Genomic DNA, 24,676 nt, shown 5'->3' on the forward strand with positions numbered 1-24,676 from the left:
CACCAAAATGGTGTGGACTCTTTGCGTGGGGCGACGCGTGGATTACTCCACGGTCACCGACTTGGCCAAGTTGCGCGGCTGGTCCACGTCGTAGCCCTTGGCTGAAGCCAGCTCGCAAGCGAACAGCTGCAGCGGAACGGTGGTCAGCAACGGCATCAGCAGGGTTGGGGTCTCTGGCACGTAGAAGACGAACTCCGCGTAGGCGCGGACGTCCTCATCGCCGGACTCCGCGATCACCAGGGTGTTTGCACCGCGGGCGCGAACTTCCTGGATGTTGGAGACAACCTTCGAGTGCAGGGAGTCGCGGCCGCGCGGGGACGGAACCACCACGAAGACCGGCTGGTCCTGCTCGATCAGGGCGATCGGACCGTGCTTGAGCTCGCCGGCGGCGAAGCCTTCTGCATGGATGTAGGCGATTTCCTTGAGCTTCAAGGCGCCTTCCATTGCTACCGGGTAGCCAACGTGGCGGCCCAGGAACAATACCGATGGGGTGTCAGCCATTTTGCGGGCCACCGTCTTGATTTCTTCAGCACGGTCCAGGATGTCCTGGATCTTGGAAGGGATCTTGCCCAGGTCGGCAAGGATGTCCTTGATCTGGCCGGAGAACAGGTTGCCGCGCAGCTGCGCCAGGTACAGGCCCAGCAGGTAGGTTGCGGTGATCTGTGCCAGGAATGCCTTGGTGGAGGCCACGGCGATTTCCGGACCTGCGTGGGTATACAGCACCGCATCGGATTCACGCGGGATGGTGGACCCGTTGGTGTTGCAGATGGACAGGGTCTTGGCGCCCTGCTCCTTGGCGTAGCGCACAGCCATCAGGGTGTCCATGGTCTCGCCGGACTGGGAGATGGACACAATCAGGGTGTTCTCGTCCACGATTGGTTCGCGGTAGCGGAACTCGTGGGAGAGCTCGACCTCAACCGGGATGCGGCACCAGGATTCGATGGCGTACTTTGCTACGGTGCCGGCGTAAGCGCTGGTGCCGCATGCAAGGACCACAATCTTGGTGATCTTCGCCAGCTCTTCGGGAGAGATGCGAAGCTCATCGAGGGTCAAGCGGCCGTTAGCGTCCGAGCGGCCCAGCAGGGTGTCGGCGACAGCGGCAGGCTGGTCGAAGATTTCCTTCTCCATGAAGGAAGCGAAGCCGCCCTTCTCGGCGCTGGCTGCATCCCAGTCAACGGTGAATTCCTTGCCCTCTGCAGGGGTGCCGTTGAAGTCGATGATGGAGTGGCTATCTGGGGTAATGGTGACAATCTGGTCCTGGCCCAGTTCCACGGCACGACGGGTGAAGTCGATGAAGCCGGAAACATCGGAACCCAGGAAATTCTCGCCATCGCCCAAGCCGAGAACCAGTGGCGAGTTGCGGCGCGCAGCAACAACAACACCTGGGTGGTCCTGGTGGACAGCCAAAAGGGTGAAAGCACCCTCAAGGCGCTGAACGGCCAACTGCATGGCACGGGTCAAATCGCCTTCGGCTTCGTTGGTGTAGATCTTGCCCAGCAAGGCGGCTGCAACTTCGGTGTCGGTTTCCGAGAGGAAGGTGACGCCTTCAGCGAGCAGCTCGGCCTTGATGCCGGCAAAGTTCTCGATAATTCCGTTGTGGATCATGGCAAGCTTGCCACCATCGGCGAGGTGTGGGTGGGCGTTGCCATCACTCGGCCCACCGTGGGTTGCCCAACGGGTATGTCCAATGCCAGTCATCGACTGTGGCAGTGGAGCTTCAGCAATTTCATTCTCCAAGTTGGCCAGCTTGCCGGCCTTCTTGCGAGAGTGAATAGCGCCATCGGCGACAACTGCGACACCAGCCGAGTCGTAACCGCGGTATTCCAACCGGCGCAAACCTTCAATCAGAACGTCGAGGGCACCGTGGTCGGTGACTCGGCTCGAGGTTCCTGCATATCCAACAATTCCGCACATGGGTAAAATCCTACCGGCTCAATGCCCAGCGACGGGAACAATCGTGTTTCACCCCTCAAAAATCGATGTGCAGTGGCTCACCTCGGTGACGTGCGGACCACGGTTGAGAATACGTGCAAGAATCCGTTAATTGGGATGTGGAGCATATTCTTGGCAGAATTTGACCTCGTGGAACCACACGGAACACTTGAAACGCCCATCTCGCCTTTTGTCGACCTTGAGCGCGAGACCTGGGCGCGGCTCTCCAATCAAATGGAACAGCCGTTGAACCTCTCCGACATCGAACGGCTGCGCGGCCTCGGTGATGAACTGGACCTCCAAGAGGTCCGGGACGTTTACCTGCCGCTGAGCCGCTTGCTGTATCTCTACGTCGAAGGCGCCGGGGCGACACATCAGGCCACCACTACTTTCCTGGGGGAACAGACTTCCCGAACGCCGTTTGTCATCGGCGTGGCCGGTTCGGTGGCCGTCGGAAAGTCAACGACAGCCCGCGTGCTGCAGGAAATGCTGCGCCGCTGGCCGCAAACACCTGATGTCCAGCTCATTACCACTGACGGTTTCCTGTACCCCAACGCCGAGCTGGAGCGGCGCGGCATCATGCACCGCAAGGGCTTCCCGGAATCCTATGACCGCCGTGCGCTGCTGCGCTTTGTCTCCGCGGTGAAGTCCGGAGTGCCGGAAGTCAGCACCCCGGTGTACTCGCATCTGACCTACGACATCGTTCCGGGGGAGCGCAATGTGGTGCGCAGCCCGCAGGTGCTGATTGTCGAAGGGCTGAACGTGTTGCAGCCTGCGCGGACCCGTCCGGATGGAACCGTGGGCCTGGCGCTGAGCGACTTCTTCGATTTCTCCGTCTATGTCGATGCGCGCACCAATGATATTGAAGAGTGGTACATCAGCCGATTCATGCGATTGCGTTCCGGGGCCTTCGCGGACCCGGCCAGCTACTTCCATCGCTATTCGCAGTTGACCGATGAAGAGGCGCGCGAAACAGCGCACGGAATCTGGAAGCGGATCAATGAGCCGAATCTGAAAGAGAACGTGCTGCCGACCCGTGGGCGGGCCCAGCTGGTCCTGAGAAAATCGGCGGATCACTCGGTACGGCGAATGCTGTTGCGGAAAATCTGATCTGAAGATCAATATTCACCAGCTCATCGGCAGGGAAACAAAAGCTGAGAGTTTGCCTAACTTATCGATTTCATTTGGGGATTTGTGCTTGATCCTGTGATTCGCCTGTGTATGCTCTAAACATGCTTAAAGGTTTCCGCGATTTTATTATGAAGGGCAACGTTGTCGATCTGGCCGTTGCTGTTGTGATCGGTGCTGCCTTCGGCGCCGTGATTACCGCCCTTGTGGACAATGTGCTGATGCCATTGATCGCCGCATTGGTAGGCTCCCCGAACTTCGACAGCTTCCTGCTGCTGAACATCAATGGGGTTGACATCAAGTTCGGCGTCTTCTTGACCGCACTGGTCAACTTCCTGCTCATCGCCGCAGCTGTCTACTTCGCTCTGGTTATGCCTATGCAGAAGCTGAACAACCACCTCGCTGCTCGCCGCGCCGCCGGCGAAGAAGAGCCAGAGGAAGAAGCCGATCCCCAGCTGGAACTGCTCGCTCAGATCCGCGACGAATTGAAGAGCCTGCGCTAGACGCACAAGCCAGCCGTCTCCCAAGGGGCGGGCCGAAGCATCGCATGATGCTCCGGCCCGCCCCTTCTAGCGTTAAAACGCAGATGTGCTCAACCGCGCAGGTCGCAACACAGCAACGGCAAAGGAAAAGTGGGAAGATGATTAGGTGAACTCTGAAGCACTTGAAGTAAGCAACGTGACAACCAGTACCAGCAGTGCACAGGCCAGCGGATTTGAACGGCGCGCAGTGATTGATCTGTCCGCCATCCGCAACAACGTCAAGCAGATCTCCGACTTGGTGGCCCCCGCTGCAGTCATGGCCGTCGTCAAAGCAGACGCCTACGGCCACGGTGCTATCCCAGTGGCCAAAGCGGCAGTGGAAGGCGGTGCCAGCTGGCTCGGCTGCGCACATGTCACCGAAGCCCTGGCTCTTCGCGAGGCCGGAATCCAAACCCCTATGCTTGCCTGGTTGCATACCGCAGACACCCCATTCGAGGCTGCCGTTGATGCCAGCCTTGACCTTGGAGTATCCGGATGGGAACTAGAACGGGTAGCTGCCGCGGCGCGCTCGGTACAGACTCCGGCCCGCATTCATCTGAAAATTGATACCGGGCTGGGACGCAACGGATCCACTATGGATGACTTCCCGGATTTGCTCAACCGCGCCAGCGTCTTCCAGGAAGAAGGGCTGCTGCGAGTGGTTGGACTGTTCTCCCACCTTGCCGTGGCAGATGAGCCAGAACGGCCGGAAACCGATGAGCAGCTGGAAGTGTTCGGCAAGGCCATTGAGCTGGTGGAAGCGGCAGGCTTCGATTTGGAAGTCCGCCATATTGCCAACACCCCAGCCATTCTCTCCCGCCCTGATGCGCACCATGACATGGTTCGCCTCGGCCTGGGCCTCTATGGCTTGAGCCCATTCGAAAATGATTCGCCGGATAGTTTCGGGCTGCGTCCTGCCATGAAGCTGGTCACCCGAGTGGCCAATGTCAAGAAGGTGCATGCCGGGCAAGGCGTTTCCTACGGACTGAACTACAAAACCGAAGGCGAAACCTTCCTGGGCTTGATTCCTATGGGCTACGCGGATGGTCTGCCACGCATTGCCACCGGAGCACCGGTGACGGTGAAAGGACGCAGCTATCCGGTACGGGGTCGCATTGCCATGGACCAGTGCGTCATCGACCTTGGCCCAGAGATCTCCCCGGAAGACTACTTGGGCGCAGAGGCAATCATCTTTGGCGCAGGAGGCCAATCAGTGAATACCTGGGCACATGCTGCCAACACCATCAACTACGAAGTGGTGACGCGAATTTCGCCACGAGTGCCGCGCCATTACGTGGAGGGCAGCTGGGGTGAAGCCGGTGAATGAAGCGATTAAAGAATTTAACTGCCAGCTCACTGACCTTGCGCAGACCGAAGCCCTAGGCGAAGCGCTAGGCAAGCATCTAAAAGCTGGAGATCTTGTGATCCTCACTGGCGCATTAGGCGCCGGCAAGACAACGCTGACTCAATCACTGGGTGTCGGGCTGAATGTCCGTGAAGGAATCATCTCGCCAACCTTCGTTCTGGCACGCCAGCACCCGTCGTTGGCTGATGGCCCTACCCTGATTCACGTAGATGCCTACCGTCTGAAAGATCAGAATGACGTAGACACTCTCGACCTTGAATCCACTTTGGCTGAATCGGTCACTGTTGTGGAATGGGGCCTGGGCAAGGTGGAACATCTTGCGGATTCGCGTCTGGAAATCACCCTGGACCGCGAGGTCAACGCAGTAGCCGTAGAGAATCCATGGGAAGAATCCGAAGAAGAATTGGATGAGCCCAGGGAGTTCGCTCTCAAAGCCATCGGACCACGCTGGGACTTGGAAAACTTCGCCCAGCTGAAAGACAACCTGCACTCTGCTATCAATGCACAGCGCACCGGAGAGAAGCATGCCTAACTATCTGTCCATTGACACTTCGGCGCACGCCTCAGTTGCACTGGTCGATTCCACGACTGGTTCAGTTATCGCCCGGAAGACTTCGCCCAAGGGCAATGACCAAACAGAAACCTTGGCCTCCTACGTGCGTGACCTGCTGGACGAAAACAGCGAAGAAGGCCAAAATCTGGCCGGCATTTTTGTTGGCATTGGTCCAGGTCCCTTCACGGGCCTTCGTGTTGGCCTTGTTGCTTCACGTACTTTCAGCTTTGTCTGGAACATCCCAGTATATGGCGTGATGTCCCTCCACGCGCTCGCCGAACGAGTACTTGCAACGGATAGCGTTCCGGCAGAATTTATCGTTGCCTCTGACGCACGCCGAAAAGAAGTGTACTGGGCTCGCTACGACCAAACCGGTCAGATCGTTGACGGCCCGCATGTAGCGGCGGCATCAACGCTGCCAGCGCTACCGGTTTTCGGCGTTGGCGCAGGGATCTATGCCGAGCAGCTTCGAGAAGCCGGAGCGAACCCGCAAGAACAGTCCTTTGAGTGGATTGCGGACGCTGCGAATTTGGCACAACGAGGCATGCGCGATCTGGCCGCAGGAAAAGACCTGGCCGACACAGCGCCGCAGTACCTGCGAGAGTCGGACGCCCAAGTTCCAGCTTTCATGAAGCAGGCTAAAGCATGAGCGTGACTCTTCGTGAGATGACCGTCAGCGATATCCCTGAGGTCCACCAGCTCGAGACTGAGCTGTTCCCAGAAGATGCCTGGCCACTGGCTGCCTTCGAATCCGAACTGGCACAAGGCGAAACTCGCAATTATTGGGTGTATGAGAGCGACGGCAAGGTCATTGGCTATGCCGGTCTGTGCACTGTCTTGCCGATCAGCGACGTTCAGACAATTGCCATTAGCCCTGAATTCCAGGGGCAGGGGCTGGGGCGCAAGCTGCTGACGCTTCTTGTTGAAACGGCCAAAGAACGCAACGCGTTGGATGTCATGCTGGAAGTCCGCTTTGATAATCCAACGGCAGTTGGACTGTATGAATCAATGGGATTTGTAACCATTCATCGCCGCGTGGGCTACTACAAGGGCGGCGTTGACGCATTGATCATGAAACTGCAATTGGATGCCCTACAGGGACAAGAGGAAGAACACAAAGCATGAGCACCACCGAACCTATTGTTCTAGGCATTGAATCTTCATGCGATGAAACTGGTGTGGGCATTGTGCGCGGTAACCGCCTCTTGGCCAACGCAGTATCTAGCTCCATGGATGAGCACGTACGCTTCGGCGGAGTGATTCCTGAGATTGCTGCACGTGCGCACCTCGAAGCATTCGTTCCCACTTTGCAGTCCGCTTTGGACACCGCTGAGTTAACTCTCGACGACATTGACGCCATTGCCGTGACTAGCGGACCCGGGCTAGCTGGCGCACTGATGGTGGGAGTCTCGGCAGCTAAGGCATTGGCTCTGGCAACCGGCAAGCCACTATACGGAATCAACCACCTCGTGGCTCACGTTGGTGTTGGAGTGCTTGAAGGAACCATTCTGCCACCGACCTTCGGTGCATTGCTGGTATCGGGTGGTCATACAGAAATATTGAAGGTCACCTCGCTGACCAACGACGTGCAATTGCTGGGTTCCACCATTGATGATGCAGCCGGTGAAGCGTACGACAAGACTGCTCGCCTGCTAGGTCTGGGTTACCCGGGTGGCCCTGCCATCGATAAGGCAGCCAAGGATGGAGACCGCAAGGCTTTTCGCTTCCCACGAGGACTGACCCTGCCTAAGTTTGTGGGCAGCGAAGAGAATCCGGGCAAGCACCGCCATAACTTCTCATTCTCTGGATTGAAAACCTCAGTGGCTCGCTGCGTAGAGCATTTCGAAGCCAATGGCGAAGAAATTCCAGTGGCAGACATCGCTGCATCCTTCCAGGAAGCCGTTGTTGACGTGATCACGTCCAAAGCTGTCCGGGCAATGCAAGAGCATGGTCTAAAGACCGTGCTTCTTGGCGGGGGAGTAGCAGCAAATACTCGACTGCGTGAGTTGCTCGCGGCTCGGTGCGCATCAGCGGGTATTGCCTTAGTGGTTCCACCTTTCAGCTTGTGCACCGACAATGGTGGAATGGTTGCGGCTCTCGGCGCGCAGTTAGTGGCTGATGGAGTTGCTCCATCGGGACTGGACTTCGCGACAGACTCGTCTCAGCCAGTGACCAACATTGTTCTGAACTAGTTTCTTACTTTTCACCTTCGAACTGCTCGTCGAACAACCGGAAACAGATCTTTTTGATTGCCATGAGAAGTACGCTCGCGTGAGTCATTGGGATAATTTTTTGTGACAAAACTAATGGCACGGCATCAATTGATGCCGTGCCATTAGTGGTTCTACTTCTCGCCGAAGTTACCGTCAGATGTGCTCGCTAGGCGCTTACCTAACTGCGTTCGTTAAAAAAGCGTGACTCAATGCCGACCCCGCCTTGGTACCTGAACGAGTAGGTCGTTGTCGAAGGCGCAAGGGCGGGCAACCATCACTCTTGATGGTTGCCCGCCCTTGTTGAAGCAGTTCTCCTTAGCTAGTTGAGCTAGGCGTCAACCGCAGCTTTTGAGTGCCGCAAAAATGGATCACCATCAACCTGCTGATCGTCTTTCTTTAGTGCAAAGAATCCGTACAGGCCAGCAAACAGAACCACTACCGAGATGGTAATGAAGGTCTGCTGGTATCCCATGCGGTCATGAAGCGCGCCGAGGGGAGTGGACAGAATGACGTTGCCGATCTGTGCCGACACCTGGAACCCAACCATGTACAAGGTTGCCGACAAAGCCGGGTTGAAGTGCAAAGTGAAGTAACGGAACACCGGCAAGATGAACAGCGGAGTCTCGATAGCGTGCAGCATCTTGATGGCCGAAACCCAGATTGGATCATCAACCAGGGCGCATCCGAGAATGCGGATGAACATGATTGAAACGCCCAGGAGCAATGAAATGCGAACGCCAACACGGCGCATGATGATGGGCACGATGCCTAACATGGCGGCTTCCAGGAAGACCTGGACCGAGTTCAGAATGCCGTAGACCCGCTGGCCAATCTCCGGAGTTTCAAAGAGCCCGGTATAGAAATCAGGGAACATCTGCTGATCAAAGACAGTGTAGAAAGTCCAAGACAGCATCACAAAGAGAATGATCAGCCAGAGGCTCGGCAACCGGAAGAGGCTGAGCATATCGCGAATAGTCGGAGTTGAAGCAGGAGACAAAATTCCCTCAACCGCAGTTTTCTTGATCACCGATGGTTCACCAGTGCGGGAGAAGACCAGCAACAAAAGGTGAATCAAACCCAGAGCAGAACCAATCCAGAAGTTCAGTGCTGGGTTGATGGTGAACAGAAAGCCAGCGGCCAGCGCGACGACGGCGTAGCCGAAGGATCCCCACATACGGGCCTGCCCGTATTCAAAGCTGAATCGACGGCTGAAGCGTTCGGTCAATGCTTCAAATAGGCCAACACCTGCAAGGAAGCCAATCGACAGCACGATGGCACCCAAAATAACGCCAACCATGAAGTGCGATTGCAACAGTGGCTGATAAACCCATGTGCAGAACGGACCCACCAGCGCGGTCACTGCAGCCAAAATGATGGCCAGATGCTTTCTAATGCCAAGACGGTCCTGAATGGCTCCGTAGGCAAACATCAAAACAAGCGTTGCCAGCGAATTCACCGAGTAGACGGTACCCACTTGGGCGCCGTTCAAAGCCAGTCCAGCTGATTCGCTCGTGAGCCAAATCTGGAAGAAAGACCACCAGATGCCCCACGATGCGAAGAATAGGAGCATCGAGAATGAGCTTTGGCGGTAAGTGGGATTTTTCAGAGTTGTTGTAAAGCCAGCCATCTTTGTCCTGGATTCTTTCGTGAAAGCGATGAAGCGAAGTTACTTGGAAATTGCGCGGGAGAAGTCTTGAATCCACGGGGGATTGGCTCCGGTTTGGGCCACGGTCAGTGCAGCTGAGGTTAACGCATGACGAAGTGCATCTCCAACCTCATCAGAGTCGGCAGGCACACCGTTACGAATTGCCTTAGCTAATTCAGGCTTGTCCAGAACGCCAAAGAGCAGCCCGGACATGAACGCGTCGCCTGCACCAATGGTGTCAACCACGATGGTAGGTGAAGCAGCAACATCGAACCGCTGCCCTGACGAAAGAGCCAAGCAGCCGTCTCCACCTTGAGTCATCACTGCCAAAGCTGGGCCGAGATTAGCTACATGCTCCAGAACTTCCCAAGCGTCTAGATCTGGATAGAGCCATTGTCCATCGACGTCGCTGAGCTTCACGATATGGCTCAAGCTCATGAGCAATTCGATACGTTGTAGTGCTACGTCTCGGTCCACAACAAGATCAGGGCGTAGGTTTGGGTCGTAGCTTAGTAGTGCATCGTCCGTTGCATTCTTGAAAGCGTCAACAATGCATTCGCCTGATGGTTCAATCCACGCCGCAATCGAACCGGTGTGAAGCAGATTCGCGCCTTCAGCAGTTGGAACCGAAGGGATCTGCTGGTGGATATCAAAGCTGTAGTGCGCATTGGCATGCTCATCCATCTCCACCTGTGCCACGGACGTGGAGCGTTCAGTCACTGAGCCTGCGGCCACATGCACCCCAGCTTGCCCAAGGTGTTCAGCAATTAGATTGCCGTAGGCGTCTTGTCCGAATTCGGTATAGAACTGAACTTCGTGGCCCAGCCGAGCCAGTCCGACAGCGACATTCAGCGGTGAACCACCTGGATGCGCATTATCGCCAACAATGTCGACGAGGGATTCGCCTAATACGTTGACGCGGCTCATGCGTTGAGCTCCACTGACTTATCCGAGAGTGGCAGGACTTTGAAAGTCACACTCGCTCCGGTTGCTACGCGCAGCGTCGCATAGGCTGGAGCTTCTTCACCGGTCAACTGATCCGTCAGGGAACGCAGGCCATTAGCCGCAAGGATTTCTACAGATCCGTGGTCCACCAAAACTTGCACAGTTAGTTCACCCGTATCTGCTGGCAACGGCATGCGCTGGTTGGAGGCGTAGAGCTCGTGATCCACCTTGCCTGTTTCGCGGCGGTGCTGAATCAATTCGGATTCAATGGTGAGTTCACTGATCAGTGTGTCATCGGCACGGAACAGGGAAAGGGCCGATGATCCATTCGCGTCGCCGCCAACAGCCAACTCGAGCAGGGCAGGGGAGCCAAGCTCGATACGGCCATCGCGCGCTGGAGCAACAGCAGCAACTTCGCTTGCCGGCAATCCAAGAATGCACTGGCGAATCTCAAGCTTTCCGTCAGAATTCTTTACGAGGTCGAGGCGACGGGCGGTGCTCATGGATCCGCGCCATCCATCGTGGGGGAGTTCCTGGGCGTAATCCCAGTTGCTCATCCAGGCAATGACAGTCTGCTGGTCTGCTGGCAGGCCGTGGAAGCTGACGCCGGCATAGAAGTCGCGGCCCCAATCCAGCCAGTTGCCTTGCTTCAAGGATTCGTATTCGAAGCTATCCCGGACTCGTTGATCCTGATCAGGGGTGAAAGAGGTGCCATCAAATTCTCCAATGAAGTACTGGGTGCCAGAGCCGCCGGCAACGCCTCCTGGGTTCAGTGAAACAATTAGTACCCACTTGAGCTGGTCGGTGCCGGCTACTGGCAGTTGGAAGAGGTCTGGGCATTCCCAGATTCCTGCGATGGCGGACTGAGGACCAAAGCTGGATAGCTCGGTCCAGTCCTTGAGGTTCTCGGAACGATAGACCAGCACTCGACGTTCGATGGCTTCAACGGCAACCATGACCCAGTAGGAACCTTGCTCGGATTCGTAGCGGATGACCTTGGGATCACGGAAGTCCTTGGAACCACGGTCAAGCACTGGGTTCTGCTCGTACTTGGTAAAGGTTTCCCCGCCATCTAGCGAGTAGGCGATGGCCTGGGACTGGTTGGACTCGTCCTTGGCCGCTGCGGTGTAGATGGCAATAACCGGTGGAACTGTGCCGTCGCCGAAGCCGCTGGTGTTTTCGTGGTCCACCACGATGGACCCCGAGAAGATGTCAGCGACATCGCCATGCAGGATGGCGATGGGCAACTCTTCCCAGTTCACCAGATCGGTGCTCACCGCGTGGCCCCACGACATGTAGCCGTGGCCAACGCCATTGGGATTGTGCTGGAAGTACAGGTGGTACTGCTTTCCATCAAAGAACAATCCGTTGGGATCATTGATCCAGTTTTTCTTCGCAGTGAAGTGCAGTTGTGGTCGCTTCACCGCGACCAGCTGAGTTTTGGGCAACGATGCCATCCTTCAATAAGTGGTTGCTAAATGCATTTAGCAAAAAACTCTAGCAGTGTGATCCAAGCCCTGCAATAGGCTAGGGTCGAATAATTGCATTTAGGTCATTCGCAAGAGGGAAACGTGGAATCGCACAAAGCAAAACGGGTCACACTAGCCGATGTGGCAGAAGCCTCGGGCATGTCCAAAGCGGCAGTCAGCATGATTCTGAATAACAAGCCGGGATCGCGGCTGTCAGCTGAGGCAACTGAACGAGTCCGCGGGGTGGCAAAGAAACTGGGTTACCGTCCGAATGCCGCGGCCCAATCATTGCGCAGTGGCAAGACGCGCACACTTGGCTTTATTTCCGACCAGGTGACGGTCACCCGCTTCGCTTCGGAAATGATCACTGGCATCCTGCGCGCGGCGGAAAGTCGAGAGCATACGGTGCTCATTGCTGAGACCTTTGGCAAACCTGAGCAAATGGCTGAAGCCATAAAGCAGATGGCACACCGAGATGTGGACGGGCTCATTCTTGGATTCATGGATTCCCGTCAGCGAGATTTGAAGATTCCCCAGACTGGATTACCCACCGTTCTGGTCAACGGCATTGATGACAGCCCCTGCACCGCGGTTCTTCCCAATGAAAATGAATCCGGCGCTAAAGCGGTGCGGCATATCGTTGAATCCGGTGCTCGCAGCGTCGCAGTCATCGGTGAGCTGGGAAGCGCTGAAAAAGATCCCAGGACGTATCCCAGCATCACGCGCCGCTTTGGCTCTCTGCGAAGGTCCTTGTCCGAAGCGAACCTGGAAGTTCTCGGTCACTGGGTGCTCGACGACTGGAACCCCACTGACGGGTACCAAGCCACTACGCAGATGCTTTCTGAGGGGTACAAGCCCGAAGCGATAATTTGTGCCAACGACCGTGTGGCCATGGGCGTCTTCCAAGCGCTCGCCGAAAAGGGCTTGATCCCGGGAGTGGATCTGTCGGTCCTTTCCTTCGATGATGAGATCATTGCCAGCTACTTGCGACCGCAGCTGAGCTCTATCCGGCTTCCCTATGAGGAAATGGGTGCTCTTGCTGTCGATTTGCTGCTCGAGGGAAGCCTGGAGCCCGGTGAGCACCAGATTGATATGCCGCTCATTGAACGCGACTCCATGAAGCGAAATTGAACGAATCAACGTCTGTCCTTTTGCGCTGGCTACAAAAAAATCTACACGGTTTTCCGGGACGTCCCACTAGTGGCTTTACGTGGAATGTGTTCCATGTTCCGTCGTGAATTGTATAGTGCCGGCTGGTTGCTACGTGCTGCGAATTCCCTACACGGGATCATGAAAGCACTACAAGCTCCTGCTTGCGATTTAGGGTTTTGCGCGCCAAAAATTGCGGTGGACAATGGGTTTGTATCCGGTCGGACCAACCTTCTTGACACTCCTAAGTGATGTGAGTTACCTTATTTCTCAGCGTAGTAACGCGCGTTACTGAATCGTGTTAGCAAACCATTTGCACGGCAGGATACGCAGTGATCTCATAGGGGAGGAGGGGACATGTCCCAGCAGTCCGTCACCATGGCTGATGTCGCCAGGGCAGCCGGAGTCAGCCGAACAACGGTTTCATTTGTACTCAATGGACGAATGGAATCGAGCATCCCCGAAACCACGCGAGAAAGAATCAACCAGGCGGCGCGCAAACTGGGCTACCGCCCCAACGCAGCCGCACGAACCTTGGCCAGCAAACGCAGTTCTTGGTTCGGTCTGGTAACCGAAATTGCGACGTCGCCCTTTGCAACTGATGTGATCAAAGGAGCACAACAGGCAGCATGGAAAGACGGAAATTTTCTACTCGTCGCGCCTAGCGATGATGAACCCGGCATGGATCAACGTGCCGTGGAGAAGCTGCTGGAACAGCAAGTCGGCGGATTGATCATTGCAACCACTTGGCACCGTCAAATCACTGTGCCGGACAACGCAAAATCAGTTCCCTGCGTACTGGTCAATTGTTTCGACGCTGACGGTGAGTTTCCGTCAATAGTCCCGGATGAAGTTGGTGGCGGCTACGCTGCTGCTGAAATTCTTGCTGAGGCCGGGCACACCAACATTGGACATATCACCGTTGCCATGGGGATCCCTGCGCAAATCGGGCGCCAAACCGGTATGAAGCAGGCCCTGCGTGACCACGGGATAGAACCAGACGATACAAAAATCGTGCCTGGTGATGGAACAGCCGACAGCGGATATCACGGGACGCAAGCGTTATTAAGCCAGCCTGATCCGCCAACCGCAATTTTCTGCGGAAATGACCGGATCGCTATGGGCGCCTATGACGCAATCAAAGAACGTGGTTTGCGTGTGGGAGAAGATATTTCAATCGTCGGATTTGATGATCAAGAAATTCTGGCACCGCATATGCGACCAAAACTGACAACCATTGCCTTGCCCTTTGAAGAATTGGGTATGGCCGGGGTGTCTCTACTGAATCAAATGGTAGAGGGCTCACCGATTGAGAATCGCCAAATTACCATCGGCTGCCCTCCACGCATTCGTTCATCTGTGGCCATGCACGGCCAAAGATGAGCTTCCCCTCCGCTACACATCACATGAATGGATGAGGAACTTCAATGATAATCAAATACTTACGCCGCGCGCACCTTGCCGTGGCGGCAACCGCTGTGGTCGGCACACTCGCTTTGAGCGGGTGCGTCGCTTCTAATCCTGGCGGAACTGAAGGAGGCGAGGCTACAGCAAGCGCCGCGTTCCTCACCATTCCGCGGGAAGACATGGGAACTTTCTCCAGGAACTTCAACCCATTCTCGCCTAACGCTGCGCCGATGACCGGCCAGTCCATCTATGAGTCCATGCTGGTTTACAACCCAGCAGGTGGCGACACCGTGCCGTGGCTGGCCACTGACTGGAGCGCAGGCAAGGACGGCAAATCCTTGACCTTCAACCTGCGTCCAGGCGTTAAGTTCTCTGACGGCAGCACGCTGACTTCCAAGGACGTCAAGCTTTCTGTAGAACTGCAGAAGAAGCTACTTGGCAGCTACGACTATTTGAAGTCCATCCAGACTCCAGATGACTCCACCGTGGAGTTCACCTTCAAGAAGGCCTACACCCCGGCTTTGTATGAACTGGGCCAGCAAGTTATCGTTCCGGCGCATATATGGTCAAAGTTCAAGAAGCCTGGAAATGAGGAGAACCCGAAACCAATCGGCACCGGCCCATACACCGAGGTAGCCAACTTCCAGGCACAGTCCTTCGAACTGGGTAAGAACCCGAATTACTGGCAACCAGAAAAGCAGAAAATCGGTGGCATTCGCATGCTCGCATTCGCCGGAAACGACGGTGCCAACTTGGCTGCCATCTCCGGTGACGTTGACTGGACGCAAACGTACATGCCCGATATCCAATCCACGTACGTGGACAAGGATCCAGAGCACCGCCACTTCTGGTTCCCAACCACCGGCGCAGAAATCAATTGGCAGCTGAACACCACCAAGAAGGAATTCTCCGATGTTCGTGTGCGCAAGGCGCTGAGCATGGCAGTTGACCGTGAACAGGTAGTCAAGGTTGGCATGTCTGCCTACACCGAACCAGCAGACTGCACCGGCCTGTCAGGCAACTACGACAAATGGCGCGACGCTTCAGTGGTAGAGAAGTGCAACTGGACCAAGCATGATGTTGAAGGAGCCAAAAAGCTTCTCGACGAGGCCGGCTACAAGGAGAATGCACAGGGCCAGCGCACGACACCTGCTGGCAAGCCTTTCACCTTTGACATCTCTGTAGGATCAACCTCTTCTGACTGGCTCTCTGTAGCGAACATCATCGCCCAGAACCTCCAGGATGTAGGCATCAAGGCCACCGTCGATTCCCCTGACTGGGCAGCAGTGACCGCAAGCTACGAAACCGGTGAGTTTGATACTGGCATCGTTTGGACCGCCAACGCGCCAACCCCGTACCAGTACTACTTGAACCTCATGGGCAGCCAGAATGTGAAGCCGGTAGGCAAGCAAACCTTCGATAACTACCACCGTTTCAGCGACAAGAAAGCAGATGAGCTGCTTAGCAAATTCGTTGCTGCCAGCGATGAAGGCGAACAAAAGCAGGTCGTAAATGATCTGCAGGCACGCTACAGCGAACTGGCACCAGTCGTTCCACTGTTCGCTGGCCCAGAGTGGGGCGCCTACACCACCGAGAATTTCGTTGGCTGGCCAACTGAAGAGAACCCTTACGCGACTCTGAGCAACCGGGCACCAACCACTGTTCTTGTGCTCACCAGCCTGGAACCAGCGAATTAGCAACATTTCCCCCGCAGTGGGCGGATGCCATCCGCCCACCGCGTTGCGATCCTTAGTCAAGGACACACATCATGAGTTTCCTCTTACGACGCCTGGGCTTTTATCTCCTAGCCTTCTGGGCGTCCATCACCCTGAACTTCCTGCTCCCGAGGCTGATGCCAGGTGATCCCGTCACCCGCATGCTATCGCGATCACAGCAACGACTTGAGCCGCAGCAAGTCGAATCACTTAGAACGTTGATGGGCGTTGACGGCGGCCCCATCATCCCTGAATATTTTGGCTATCTTGGCCGCATCCTGACTGGCGACTTTGGGATGTCGATCTCCCGTTTCCCCACTCCAGTCTCTGAGGTCATTGCCTCGCAGCTGCCATGGACCCTGCTGCTTGGATTAACGGCACTGATCTTCGCCGTGGTCCTCGGCAATCTCTTGGGCATCCTTGCGGCCTGGCGCCGCGGCGGCTTCCTGGACTCCGTGGCGCCACCACTGCTGGTGTTCATCGGCTCATTCCCGTACTTCTGGCTAGCCATGGGTGCCCTGTACATCTTTGGAATCAACATGGGGATTGCACCGATGCGCCACGCCTTCTCTGTTGGGCTGGTTCCGGGGTTCAATCTCGAATTCATCCTGGACGTAGCGGCACACCTGGTCTTGCCCGCTTTGACCATCGTTCTGGTCTCATTGGGCGGCTGGATGCTGGGCATGAGAAACACCATGATTGCCACCAACTCTGAAGATTACATTTTGATGGCCGAGGCCAAGGGCTTGCGTCCGCAACGCATCATGCTGAACTACGCAGCACGCAATGCAATGCTGCCGTCGGTCACCAGCATGGGCATGAGCATCGGGTTCATTGTCGGCGGCGCGCTGCTGACGGAAGTGGTGTTCGCCTACCCAGGTGTTGGCTACCAGCTGCTCGGCGCGGTCCAAGGCCTTGACTACCCGCTGATGCAGGGCATGTTCTTGACCATCACCGCTGCGGTGCTCATTGCAAACTTCCTCGTAGACCTGGTCTACGTCCGGCTTGACCCTCGTGTGCGGAAGGACTGATCATCATGAGCCAGAATGTAACAGATCCTCAGACCCTCGTCGCGGAGCAAACAACCGAAGAGAGCACCTCCGCGCGCGCCCGCATCAGTGCCGCCAGATTAGTTCGGACCTTGCTGCGCAACGGCAAGGCTGTAGCTGGCCTCAGCATCCTGCTGGCCTTCATCATCTTGGCCTTGCTTGCTCCCGTGATCTTCCCCGGAGACCCATCCCGGATTACCAACGCCGGTGCAAGCATGCCGAGCATGGAACACTGGCTAGGCACCACCGCCAAGGGTCAGGATGTCCTGGGGCTCACCTTGTGGGGAGCACGCTCCTCGCTATTTGTCGGCTTCGCCGCTGGCATCTTTTCGACCGTAGTTGGTGTCCTGGTTGGTCTAAGCGGAGCCTACTTCGGGCGCGGCCTGGACGAAGTACTGTCCTTGGTCACCAACGTTTTCCTCTTGGTTCCCGGGCTTCCATTGCTCGTGATCCTCGCGGCCTTCATGCCTCCTGGCATTGGCACGGTCATTGTTGTCCTGGTGATTACCGGTTGGGCGGGCAGCGCGCGTGTCATGCGTTCCCAAGCCATGTCCATCCGCGGAAAAGACTATGTTGCCGCGGCTCTGGTATCGGGTGAGCGCCCGCTGCGCATTATGGTCCGCGAAATGCTACCCAACATGGCTTCGGTGGTAATGACCACATTGCTTGGTTGCATCATTGGTTCCATCGGCGCACAGGCCGGTCTTGAATTCCTCGGCTTGGGAGATGTCAATACGATCTCCTGGGGCACCAACCTGTTCTGGGCCACCAGTGACGGCTCTTTGATGCTCGGCCAATGGTGGATTTTTGTGCCATCGGGTCTTGCTATCGCGTTGGTCGCATTCGCGCTGGCACTGTGCAACTACGCAGTAGACGAAATCACCAACCCGCGTCTTCGCCGTCCAAAACACGCAACGAAGAGCACCGCGGCAACTACCGTTGCGCGAAAGGAAGAAAAATGAGCGTCCCGGTATTGGAAGTCCAGGACCTGACTGTTGAATACGTCAGCGATGAACGTGCCGTGCGCGGCGCGGACCGGGTCAGCTTCACCATCCACTCCGGTGAGATCTTTGGCCTGGCCGGGGAATCTGGCTGTGGCAAGTCGACCATTGCCAACTCGATCATGCGCTTATTGAAAGATCCTGCCCGGATCACCCACGGCAAGATCCTCTTCGACGGCAAAGATGTGTTGGGCATGGCCGAGGCAGAACTTCGCGCATGGCGTTGGAACAATGTCGCCATGGTGTTCCAGTCAGCTATGAACTCGTTGAATCCGGTCACCCGGATTGGCGAGCAATTTGTTGACGTGATCCGCACACATCGTGGTGGTACCCGTGCCGCAGCAATGCAGCGCGCTGAAGAGCTGCTGAAAATGGTGCGCATTGATCCAGCGCGTTTGCGCGCCTACCCGCATCAGCTTTCTGGCGGACAGCGTCAGCGCATCGTCATTGCCATGGCCTGTGCGCTGAACCCTCGATTGTTGATCCTTGATGAACCAACCACGGCACTGGACGTGGTGGTGCAGCAAGAGATTCTGGAGCAGATCCGTGGACTGCAAAAAGAATTGGGCTTTGCCATCCTGTTTATCACTCACGACATGTCGTTGATGCTGGAACTCTCGAACCGCATTGGCATCATGTACGGAGGCCGCATTGTTGAGCTGGCGCCATCAGGCATCCTGCGCCATGGTTCCCGCCATCCCTATACCCAGGCGCTGCTTGGTGCGTTCCCACCGTTGCACGGACCAAAGGTCAAACTCACTGGACTGGCAGAAGGCGTCAAATTCACGAATGTCCAGGACTTGGAAGACATCGGCGAAGGCCATTGGGTTGCACCGAGTAATCAACCAGTGCTGTCGCAAGGAGAAGCGCTATGACTACAACGACAACAGAAAAGACCGCAATTAGCCCGGCCGTGAACATCCGTTCACTGAGCAAGTCCTACAACAGCTCGTCGCTCTTCAGCCGCAAGAAGGTTCCTGCTTTGAGGAATGTTGACCTGGAGATTCAGCGCGGAGAAATCGTCGCTCTGGTGGGGGAGTCGGGCTCTGGCAAATCCACATTGGCGCGTTGCCTGGCCCTGCTTGAGACTCCGGATTCCGGAGAAGTTTTAGTTAATGGGCAGAACATTGCCGGGCTCAACGGCGCAGCCGCCCGCGAGTACCGCAGTGAAGTGCAGATGGTCTTCCAAGATCCATTCGGATCGTTGAATCCGACCTTTCGCGTGGAGCACATTTTGGAACGTTCCCTGGCTTTGCATCAGCCCGAGATCAAGTCGAAGCGCAGCGAAATGGCCAAATTGGTCAGCACCGTGGGGCTTAGTCCGGACGTGCTCTCCTCCTTCCCGCATGAGCTCTCCGGCGGGCAACGCCAGCGTATCGCCATCGCCCGTGTCCTGGCAGCCAAGCCCAGTGTCATCCTGGCGGACGAGCCTACTTCCATGCTTGACGTATCCGTGCGCATTGGCGTCCTGAACCTGCTGCATAAGCTTCGCGACGAGCGTGGGATCGCCATCCTGTACGTAACCCATGATTTGGCCTCGGCCCGTTATTTGTCGGATCGAATTGCGGTGCTCAACGAGGGACGAATTGTCGAGTCCGGGGAATCCGTGCAGCTGCTGGACAACCCGAGGCATCCATACACCCAGCTTCTCGTTGGAGCTGTGCCTAATCCAGATCGCGATGGCAGTCTCGACGCTTCCAAGCGTGCTGTCCTGCGTGAGCAAATCGCACGCTGGTCAAGCAGCGCCAATTTGAAAAAGCATGTCATCGATAAAGCCAACCAGCACTGGGTGCTGGCTGACGAAAGTGAAACGATTTGAATCTGAATACGAACAGCGTGGCCAATGCTGGTCCGTCCCGTCGAAGCATCGTGACCACTCTGGCCTCCGCGACCGCCTTGGGCCTGACCGGTCTTGGCGCGGGAACAGCTCACGCGGCACCGGCGACCCCGCGAACAGAAACAGGGAATAATGTGTCCAGCGCGATGAGTTACCGTCCCAGCTACCACTTCAGCGTTCCGGACAATTGGAAAAATGACCCGCAACGTCCCATCTACCTGGACGGCGAATACCTGTATTACTACCTGTACAACGAGGATTACATCCTCGGCGGCACGGGTACGAGCTGGCGCCTGACGACCACCACTGATCACGTGAATTTCACTGACCACGGCGTCGCCATCAGCAAGCATGACAGTCCAAATGGCGACTGCTGGTCAGGGTCAATTGTCATTGATGAAAACAACACCGCTGGCTACGGGAAGAACGCCCTCATAGCACTGGTAACACAGGCGCCTGAGAACGAGCAAGCACAGTTCCTCTGGTACTCCACGGACAGGGGACGCTCGTTCAAACCAGGCGGCACCAAACCGGTCTTGCCTAACCCTGGCCAAGAAGCATTCCGTGATCCGAAGGTCATCTGGCATGAGCAAACCTCCCGCTGGGTCATGCTGAACGCAGAGGGCGATCGTCTTGGAATTTACGTTTCGCCGAACCTGAAGCAGTGGAAGCGCACCAGCGAATTTGTGCGGACCAACTTGGGCATTCTCGAATGCCCGGATCTATTCCAGATTCGGGCCTCGGACGGAACAATACACTGGGTGCTAGGTACGAGCGCCAACGGCAAACCACGTGATTTGCCGGCTACCTATGCCTATTGGCTGGGCGAATTTGACGGCCGGGCCTTCACTACCAAGGACGATGACCCGCAGTGGCTGGACTGGGGATTCGACTTCTACGGAGCGGTCACCTATCCGGATCACCGTGCGGATGGCAGCGTCAACCCCGAGCTACGCCGTGCCATCGGTTGGAACAACTTCTGGGATTACCCGCACAATGCTCCGAGCATGGCCACCGATGGCTATAACGGTGATGACATGATTGTGCGCGAAATCCGCTTGATTGCCGGCTCTGAAGGCTATTACTTCACTTCGGTTCCGGTGGCTGAACTGGCGCAGCTGGCTGGCCCGAGCATCAGCCTGGGCAGCCCAACAGTTTCCAGCGAACAGGTCTTGCCCTTCTCCAGCAGCGCCTATGAACTGGAATGCGACTTGAACTGGGACCCTGCGAATCCACCTGAGAACATCGGATTCGAGATATGCAGGGCACGGACCGGCACCCGTCACGTGGCCACCGGGCTTTACCTGGCCGGCCGGTTTGCCTACGTGAACCGCATGCCAAGCTTCCACCCAGGGGACAAGAGCGAAACCAAGAGCCCGCTGGAAGTACCCGGAGGGAAAATCAAGGTGCGGATCCTGGTTGATCGCTCCAGCGTCGAAGTGTTCTTTGGCGACGGACGGATAGTTCATTCCCATCGAGTGTTCCCGCTGGCATCAGATTCCGGGATAAAGCTCTTCGTCTCCGGAGGCAAGGCAACGTACAAGAATCTCACGGTGCGCAACCTGAGCTTCGCATAGAAAAACGGGCAGATGCACAGGAAATGAATTTCCAAGGCATCTGCCCGTTCCGTCTCCTCCGAAGTGCATTAGCTGGCCAGAACTACTGGATTCTTCAGCTCCCCGATACCCTGGATCTTGCAAATGACTTCATCGCCCGCGGCAATTGGCCGGGACTTGGCAGGGAAACCGGTCAAGATGAGATCGCCCGGTTGCAGGGTCATGAATCCGCTGAGGTAAACCAGGATCTCTTCAACGCCCCACCCGAGATTCTGAGTAGTCGAGGTTACAAGTGCCTCGCCATTGTGCACAATGCCGACGTCCAGATCTCTGTCATCCAGCCCGGCAACAATCCACGGGCCCACCGGAGTGAAGGTATCAGGGCTCTTGGCGCTGATCCACAACTCATCAGCGTTTTGAGCGTCACGGTCCGTCACGTCATTGCCGATGGTCACACCGAGAACAGCATCACGGGCATTTTCCAGCGTGAGGTTCTTGGCGGGCCGGCCAATGACGATCGCCAACTCTGCTTCCGGATCAACGCGTGCACCGCTATCGTCCAGCTTTATGGCGTCCAAAGGACCCACGACCGAGCTGGCTGACTTGTGGAAAGCTTGCGGCGGCAAGGCGCGGCCTGGTGCCCCGGTGTTGTGCGCCATCCCGAAGATATTCGTTGGATTGCAGGGGGATAAGAGATCAAACTGGTCTTCGGCCACCAAGTCATCGATGTGCCAGCCTGGCCGTGCTGGGCTATTCTGATTCGCTCGCGAGCCGGGAAAGGGTGAAGTGATGACTTTCCACGTGCGGGCTTGCGCAGAATCGAAATCAGCCGCGTCATTGCGGACAAAAAATTGTTCGGCGATTGCTGATGGTCCACTGTCTTTGGGGCGAACGCGCGCGATTCGGTAAACGGCTTCAGGCATATTCGAATCCTACCTACTGAAGCCGGATGATCCTGCAGTTGGCGATGTTTTGTTTACAGGGAAGAGTGCTTTGCGGTTCATGGCAACGGGTCTGCGAGCCGCCTTCAGTCCCATCTTCCACTGAGGGGCCAGCTGCCAGCGCGATGTAAGGCGGACCACAAAAATCGCGTTCTCAAACATCAAACGTCTAATGTTTAGGGGTGAGTGTCAATTCAACTGGACCATCGAGCCAGCCATCAGTTCAAGAAGCCCTAAAGCCCGCATGGAGGGCGAATCTCCTAGCGGTCGTGGCCGTCATCCTTGTAGGCCTGAACCTGCGCATGGGAATCGCGTCGGCATCGCCGTTGTTCCATGACCTTCAGGAGCTGATGGGGTATGGGACCTTTGTTGCCTCCCTGTTGCCGACCATCCCGGTGTTGTGCTTTGCGGTGGCTGGTGCAGCGACCAGCACGGTGCTTCGCAGGACGGGCCTTGAGCTTGGAATAGCCCTTTCCTTGTTGTTGCTTACTGCCGGTTTGGCGCTGCGCGTGGCTGATTCGACGTGGGCCCTGCTGGGAGGAACGGTAGTAGGCATGTGCGGGCTGGCTGTTTGCAATGTCGCCATGCCGTCATTCATCCGCCAATATCATGGGAACCGCGCGGCTTCGATGACAGCGGCCTACACGACAACCATGTCCATTGGTGCAACCCTGGCCTCATCGATCAGCGTCCCGCTGGCCGCCAAGGCAGGTTCGCCGACAACAGCCTTGGCCCTGTGGGCAATTCCGGCCTTCATGGCACTACTGGTCTTCATACCGCTGGCATTCTCGAGCAAGCGGGCCACCGTCTCCCCGGGGGCTCGCGTCTCTCCCTGGGCGCTGCTGGCTACGCGCAAGGGCCTGCTCTTCACCACTGTGTTCGGCATCCAGTCCTTGCTGGTCTACACGGTGGTCAGCTGGCTGCCCCACATTCTGATATCGAGAGGGCTGGAACCGGTCGCTGCGGGCTTGATGCTGGGAATCGTTCAGGGCGTCAGCATTCTTGCCGTCCTGGCGGTGCTCTGGATGGCTTCGAAGCCGGGGTTGCAACGCGCCGCTTTCGTGCTGACCGCCAGTTGCTCAGTCCTCGGCTTCACTGCCTTGCTGTTCTTGCCGGTGGAATTGTCGCTGCTGACCTCGCTTCTGATCGGCCTTGGATTCGGCGTGTTCCCGCTGGTCATGCTCATGCTCAGCCGCAGCGGGGGCAGTGCAGAAGAAACCACGGCCCTATCCACCGTGGCGCAATCCGTTGGCTACCTGATTGCCGCTATCGGCCCCTTTGCACTGGGGATCATGCAAGGCGCCCTGGGATCATGGACGACCGGTTTGGTGATCATCCTGGCCTGCGCCGTGGTGCAGCTGCTGTTCTGCTACAAGCTCGGGGGCCTTCGCCAGGATCATGAATCACGGCACCTCGTTGAGGTGGATGCGGCATCCGAGAAGGGGCAGGCATGAGTGCCACGCCGATGCGACGGCCCCTGGCCGATGAAGTAGCCGCCAAGCTGCAAGACGCGGTAGCCCAGGGGCGCTGGCCGGTTGGCGAGCGCATTCCTTCCGAGCCAGAGCTGATGGCAGAGTTCGGCATTTCGCGCGGCACCCTGCGCGAAGCCATCAAGGCCTTGGCGCGCACCGGCATGTTCGAAGTCCGCCGGGGTGACGGGACCTACGTTCGGGCCACCAATGAGATCAGCGGCACCGCGCAGCGGATCTACCGCGAGCACTCCGACCGTGACGTGCTGCAAGTTCGTTTTGCTCTCGACACCCAATCGGCGAGGCTCGCCGCTCACGCGGCCGATGCGCATGTTGTCCAGCTTTTGCGCGCGCTCTTGGCGCAACGCGATGAAGCATGGAAGGCGCGGGACTTCCAAGCATGGTCGCAGGCCGATTGGCAGTTCCATCTGGAAGTGGCGCGTGCCTCCGGCGTCCCGCTGATGCATGAGATCTATGAAGGATTCGGCGATGTTTTCCACGGTGCCAAGATGGTCCAACGGCTAGCCGATGGGTTTGATGGCTGCCTGCGCGAGGGGCATGAAACGCTGGTCGACGCCATCGAAGCCGGAGACTCTGAAGCTGCGGCCAAAACAGTGATCGAGAATCTTGACTACTGCATGAGCTGGATGCCATAGCTGCCAAAGCGGCCATTGCTGTTCCGATGCCGTCTGGGTAATTTCCCAGCGGCCACTTTCCTTTGCGGGTTTAATCAGGAAAATATCTTGTGAGCTTGGCGACATTTTGCTTTCTCGCACCGCC

Annotated in this window: 22 protein-coding genes; 17 read left to right on the top strand and 5 right to left on the bottom strand. The window is 56.8% G+C overall.

The window, feature by feature from the left end:
* Window positions 1-42: 42 nt before the first annotated feature.
* Window positions 43-1,914: a glutamine--fructose-6-phosphate transaminase (isomerizing) gene (glmS, locus tag ACT7DV_RS11825; protein WP_444662746.1), complete on the bottom strand. Its 1,872-nt coding sequence runs from the start codon at window positions 1,912-1,914 to the stop codon at window positions 43-45.
* 168 nt (window positions 1,915-2,082) lie between these two features.
* On the opposite strand from glmS, the gene coaA reads away from it, so the two are divergent.
* The 7 genes from coaA to tsaD all read left to right on the top strand — a co-directional run bounded on the left by coaA (window position 2,083) and on the right by tsaD (window position 7,692).
* Window positions 2,083-3,042 carry a type I pantothenate kinase gene (gene coaA, locus ACT7DV_RS11830; protein WP_444664849.1) on the top strand — a complete coding sequence of 320 codons (960 nt, stop codon included), beginning with the start codon at window positions 2,083-2,085 and terminating at the stop codon, window positions 3,040-3,042.
* Between the two features lie 122 nt (window positions 3,043-3,164).
* Window positions 3,165-3,563, top strand: a complete 399-nt coding sequence (gene mscL, locus ACT7DV_RS11835) for a large conductance mechanosensitive channel protein MscL (protein ID WP_444662748.1) — start codon at window positions 3,165-3,167, stop codon at window positions 3,561-3,563.
* A gap of 145 nt (window positions 3,564-3,708) precedes the next feature.
* Window positions 3,709-4,908 carry an alanine racemase gene (gene alr / locus ACT7DV_RS11840; RefSeq protein ID WP_444662750.1) on the top strand — a complete coding sequence of 400 codons (1,200 nt, stop codon included), beginning with the start codon at window positions 3,709-3,711 and terminating at the stop codon, window positions 4,906-4,908.
* Window positions 4,901-5,479, top strand: coding sequence for a tRNA (adenosine(37)-N6)-threonylcarbamoyltransferase complex ATPase subunit type 1 TsaE (gene tsaE, locus ACT7DV_RS11845; protein WP_444662751.1), 579 nt, complete (start codon window positions 4,901-4,903; stop codon window positions 5,477-5,479). The genes alr and tsaE overlap by 8 nt, the downstream gene beginning before the upstream one ends.
* Window positions 5,472-6,149 (top strand): tRNA (adenosine(37)-N6)-threonylcarbamoyltransferase complex dimerization subunit type 1 TsaB, encoded by a 678-nt coding sequence (tsaB, locus tag ACT7DV_RS11850; RefSeq protein ID WP_444662753.1) that lies wholly within the window; start codon window positions 5,472-5,474, stop codon window positions 6,147-6,149. The genes tsaE and tsaB overlap by 8 nt, the downstream gene beginning before the upstream one ends.
* Window positions 6,146-6,625: a ribosomal protein S18-alanine N-acetyltransferase gene (rimI, locus tag ACT7DV_RS11855; RefSeq protein ID WP_444662755.1), complete on the top strand. Its 480-nt coding sequence runs from the start codon at window positions 6,146-6,148 to the stop codon at window positions 6,623-6,625. Before tsaB ends, rimI begins: the two co-directional genes overlap by 4 nt.
* Window positions 6,622-7,692, top strand: a complete 1,071-nt coding sequence (gene tsaD, locus ACT7DV_RS11860) for a tRNA (adenosine(37)-N6)-threonylcarbamoyltransferase complex transferase subunit TsaD (protein WP_444662757.1) — start codon at window positions 6,622-6,624, stop codon at window positions 7,690-7,692. Before rimI ends, tsaD begins: the two co-directional genes overlap by 4 nt.
* A gap of 349 nt (window positions 7,693-8,041) precedes the next feature.
* On the opposite strand, the gene ACT7DV_RS11865 is transcribed toward tsaD, so the two are convergent.
* Genes ACT7DV_RS11865 through ACT7DV_RS11875 form a run of 3 tightly spaced genes read right to left on the bottom strand, consistent with a single transcriptional unit; the run spans window position 8,042 to window position 11,751 of the window.
* Window positions 8,042-9,340: an MFS transporter gene (locus ACT7DV_RS11865; RefSeq protein WP_444662759.1), complete on the bottom strand. Its 1,299-nt coding sequence runs from the start codon at window positions 9,338-9,340 to the stop codon at window positions 8,042-8,044.
* A gap of 39 nt (window positions 9,341-9,379) precedes the next feature.
* On the bottom strand, window positions 9,380-10,285 hold the full coding sequence (locus ACT7DV_RS11870) for a carbohydrate kinase family protein (RefSeq protein ID WP_444662760.1): 906 nt from the start codon (window positions 10,283-10,285) through the stop codon (window positions 9,380-9,382).
* Window positions 10,282-11,751: a GH32 C-terminal domain-containing protein gene (locus ACT7DV_RS11875; protein WP_444662762.1), complete on the bottom strand. Its 1,470-nt coding sequence runs from the start codon at window positions 11,749-11,751 to the stop codon at window positions 10,282-10,284. The genes ACT7DV_RS11870 and ACT7DV_RS11875 overlap by 4 nt, the downstream gene beginning before the upstream one ends.
* Window positions 11,752-11,874: 123 nt before the next feature.
* Here ACT7DV_RS11875 and ACT7DV_RS11880 point away from each other — a divergent pair, with 123 nt between their 5' ends.
* From ACT7DV_RS11880 to ACT7DV_RS11915, 8 genes are all read left to right on the top strand, one after another.
* The gene (locus tag ACT7DV_RS11880; protein WP_444662764.1) at window positions 11,875-12,903 is read left to right on the top strand and encodes a LacI family DNA-binding transcriptional regulator; all 1,029 of its coding nucleotides are present in this window, start codon (window positions 11,875-11,877) and stop codon (window positions 12,901-12,903) included.
* 375 nt (window positions 12,904-13,278) lie between these two features.
* The gene (locus tag ACT7DV_RS11885) at window positions 13,279-14,304 is read left to right on the top strand and encodes a LacI family DNA-binding transcriptional regulator (protein ID WP_444662765.1); all 1,026 of its coding nucleotides are present in this window, start codon (window positions 13,279-13,281) and stop codon (window positions 14,302-14,304) included.
* A 44-nt stretch (window positions 14,305-14,348) separates the two neighbouring features.
* Complete coding sequence (locus tag ACT7DV_RS11890) at window positions 14,349-16,025, top strand: ABC transporter substrate-binding protein (RefSeq protein ID WP_444662767.1); 1,677 nt, start codon at window positions 14,349-14,351, stop codon at window positions 16,023-16,025.
* A gap of 71 nt (window positions 16,026-16,096) precedes the next feature.
* Window positions 16,097-17,074 carry an ABC transporter permease gene (locus ACT7DV_RS11895; RefSeq protein WP_444662769.1) on the top strand — a complete coding sequence of 326 codons (978 nt, stop codon included), beginning with the start codon at window positions 16,097-16,099 and terminating at the stop codon, window positions 17,072-17,074.
* Window positions 17,075-17,079: 5 nt separating this feature from the next.
* A complete protein-coding gene (locus tag ACT7DV_RS11900) occupies window positions 17,080-18,054 on the top strand; it encodes an ABC transporter permease (RefSeq protein ID WP_444662770.1) in 975 nt (324 codons plus the stop codon).
* A complete protein-coding gene (locus ACT7DV_RS11905; RefSeq protein WP_444662772.1) occupies window positions 18,051-18,968 on the top strand; it encodes an ABC transporter ATP-binding protein in 918 nt (305 codons plus the stop codon). The genes ACT7DV_RS11900 and ACT7DV_RS11905 overlap by 4 nt, the downstream gene beginning before the upstream one ends.
* Complete coding sequence (locus ACT7DV_RS11910) at window positions 18,965-19,912, top strand: ABC transporter ATP-binding protein (protein ID WP_444662774.1); 948 nt, start codon at window positions 18,965-18,967, stop codon at window positions 19,910-19,912. The genes ACT7DV_RS11905 and ACT7DV_RS11910 overlap by 4 nt, the downstream gene beginning before the upstream one ends.
* Complete coding sequence (locus tag ACT7DV_RS11915; RefSeq protein WP_444662776.1) at window positions 19,909-21,507, top strand: glycoside hydrolase family 32 protein; 1,599 nt, start codon at window positions 19,909-19,911, stop codon at window positions 21,505-21,507. Before ACT7DV_RS11910 ends, ACT7DV_RS11915 begins: the two co-directional genes overlap by 4 nt.
* Window positions 21,508-21,575: 68 nt before the next feature.
* On the opposite strand, the gene ACT7DV_RS11920 is transcribed toward ACT7DV_RS11915, so the two are convergent.
* A complete protein-coding gene (locus tag ACT7DV_RS11920; protein WP_444662777.1) occupies window positions 21,576-22,409 on the bottom strand; it encodes a fumarylacetoacetate hydrolase family protein in 834 nt (277 codons plus the stop codon).
* Between the two features lie 200 nt (window positions 22,410-22,609).
* Here ACT7DV_RS11920 and ACT7DV_RS11925 point away from each other — a divergent pair, with 200 nt between their 5' ends.
* Window positions 22,610-23,881: an MFS transporter gene (locus ACT7DV_RS11925; protein WP_444662779.1), complete on the top strand. Its 1,272-nt coding sequence runs from the start codon at window positions 22,610-22,612 to the stop codon at window positions 23,879-23,881.
* Window positions 23,878-24,552 carry a FadR/GntR family transcriptional regulator gene (locus ACT7DV_RS11930; RefSeq protein ID WP_444662781.1) on the top strand — a complete coding sequence of 225 codons (675 nt, stop codon included), beginning with the start codon at window positions 23,878-23,880 and terminating at the stop codon, window positions 24,550-24,552. The genes ACT7DV_RS11925 and ACT7DV_RS11930 overlap by 4 nt, the downstream gene beginning before the upstream one ends.
* Window positions 24,553-24,676: the final 124 nt, after the last annotated feature.

Source organism: Glutamicibacter sp. TV12E, assembly GCF_052441935.1.
GTDB lineage: Bacteria > Actinomycetota > Actinomycetes > Actinomycetales > Micrococcaceae > Glutamicibacter.

Excerpts from the sequence above, each read along its gene's own strand:
- glmS (WP_444662746.1), bottom strand. The coding sequence starts at position 1,914 with ATGTGCGGAATTGTTGGATATGCAGGAACCTCGAGCCGAGTCACCGAC.
- ACT7DV_RS11890 (WP_444662767.1), top strand. The coding sequence starts at position 14,349 with ATGATAATCAAATACTTACGCCGCGCGCACCTTGCCGTGGCGGCAACC.
- ACT7DV_RS11920 (WP_444662777.1), bottom strand. The coding sequence starts at position 22,409 with ATGCCTGAAGCCGTTTACCGAATCGCGCGCGTTCGCCCCAAAGACAGT.
- tsaD (WP_444662757.1), top strand. The coding sequence starts at position 6,622 with ATGAGCACCACCGAACCTATTGTTCTAGGCATTGAATCTTCATGCGAT.
- ACT7DV_RS11930 (WP_444662781.1), top strand. The coding sequence starts at position 23,878 with ATGAGTGCCACGCCGATGCGACGGCCCCTGGCCGATGAAGTAGCCGCC.
- ACT7DV_RS11885 (WP_444662765.1), top strand. The coding sequence starts at position 13,279 with ATGTCCCAGCAGTCCGTCACCATGGCTGATGTCGCCAGGGCAGCCGGA.
- ACT7DV_RS11895 (WP_444662769.1), top strand. The coding sequence starts at position 16,097 with ATGAGTTTCCTCTTACGACGCCTGGGCTTTTATCTCCTAGCCTTCTGG.
- tsaB (WP_444662753.1), top strand. The coding sequence starts at position 5,472 with ATGCCTAACTATCTGTCCATTGACACTTCGGCGCACGCCTCAGTTGCA.
- ACT7DV_RS11870 (WP_444662760.1), bottom strand. The coding sequence starts at position 10,285 with ATGAGCCGCGTCAACGTATTAGGCGAATCCCTCGTCGACATTGTTGGC.
- ACT7DV_RS11905 (WP_444662772.1), top strand. The coding sequence starts at position 18,051 with ATGAGCGTCCCGGTATTGGAAGTCCAGGACCTGACTGTTGAATACGTC.
- ACT7DV_RS11910 (WP_444662774.1), top strand. The coding sequence starts at position 18,965 with ATGACTACAACGACAACAGAAAAGACCGCAATTAGCCCGGCCGTGAAC.
- ACT7DV_RS11900 (WP_444662770.1), top strand. The coding sequence starts at position 17,080 with ATGAGCCAGAATGTAACAGATCCTCAGACCCTCGTCGCGGAGCAAACA.
- ACT7DV_RS11865 (WP_444662759.1), bottom strand. The coding sequence starts at position 9,340 with ATGGCTGGCTTTACAACAACTCTGAAAAATCCCACTTACCGCCAAAGC.
- mscL (WP_444662748.1), top strand. The coding sequence starts at position 3,165 with ATGCTTAAAGGTTTCCGCGATTTTATTATGAAGGGCAACGTTGTCGAT.
- rimI (WP_444662755.1), top strand. The coding sequence starts at position 6,146 with ATGAGCGTGACTCTTCGTGAGATGACCGTCAGCGATATCCCTGAGGTC.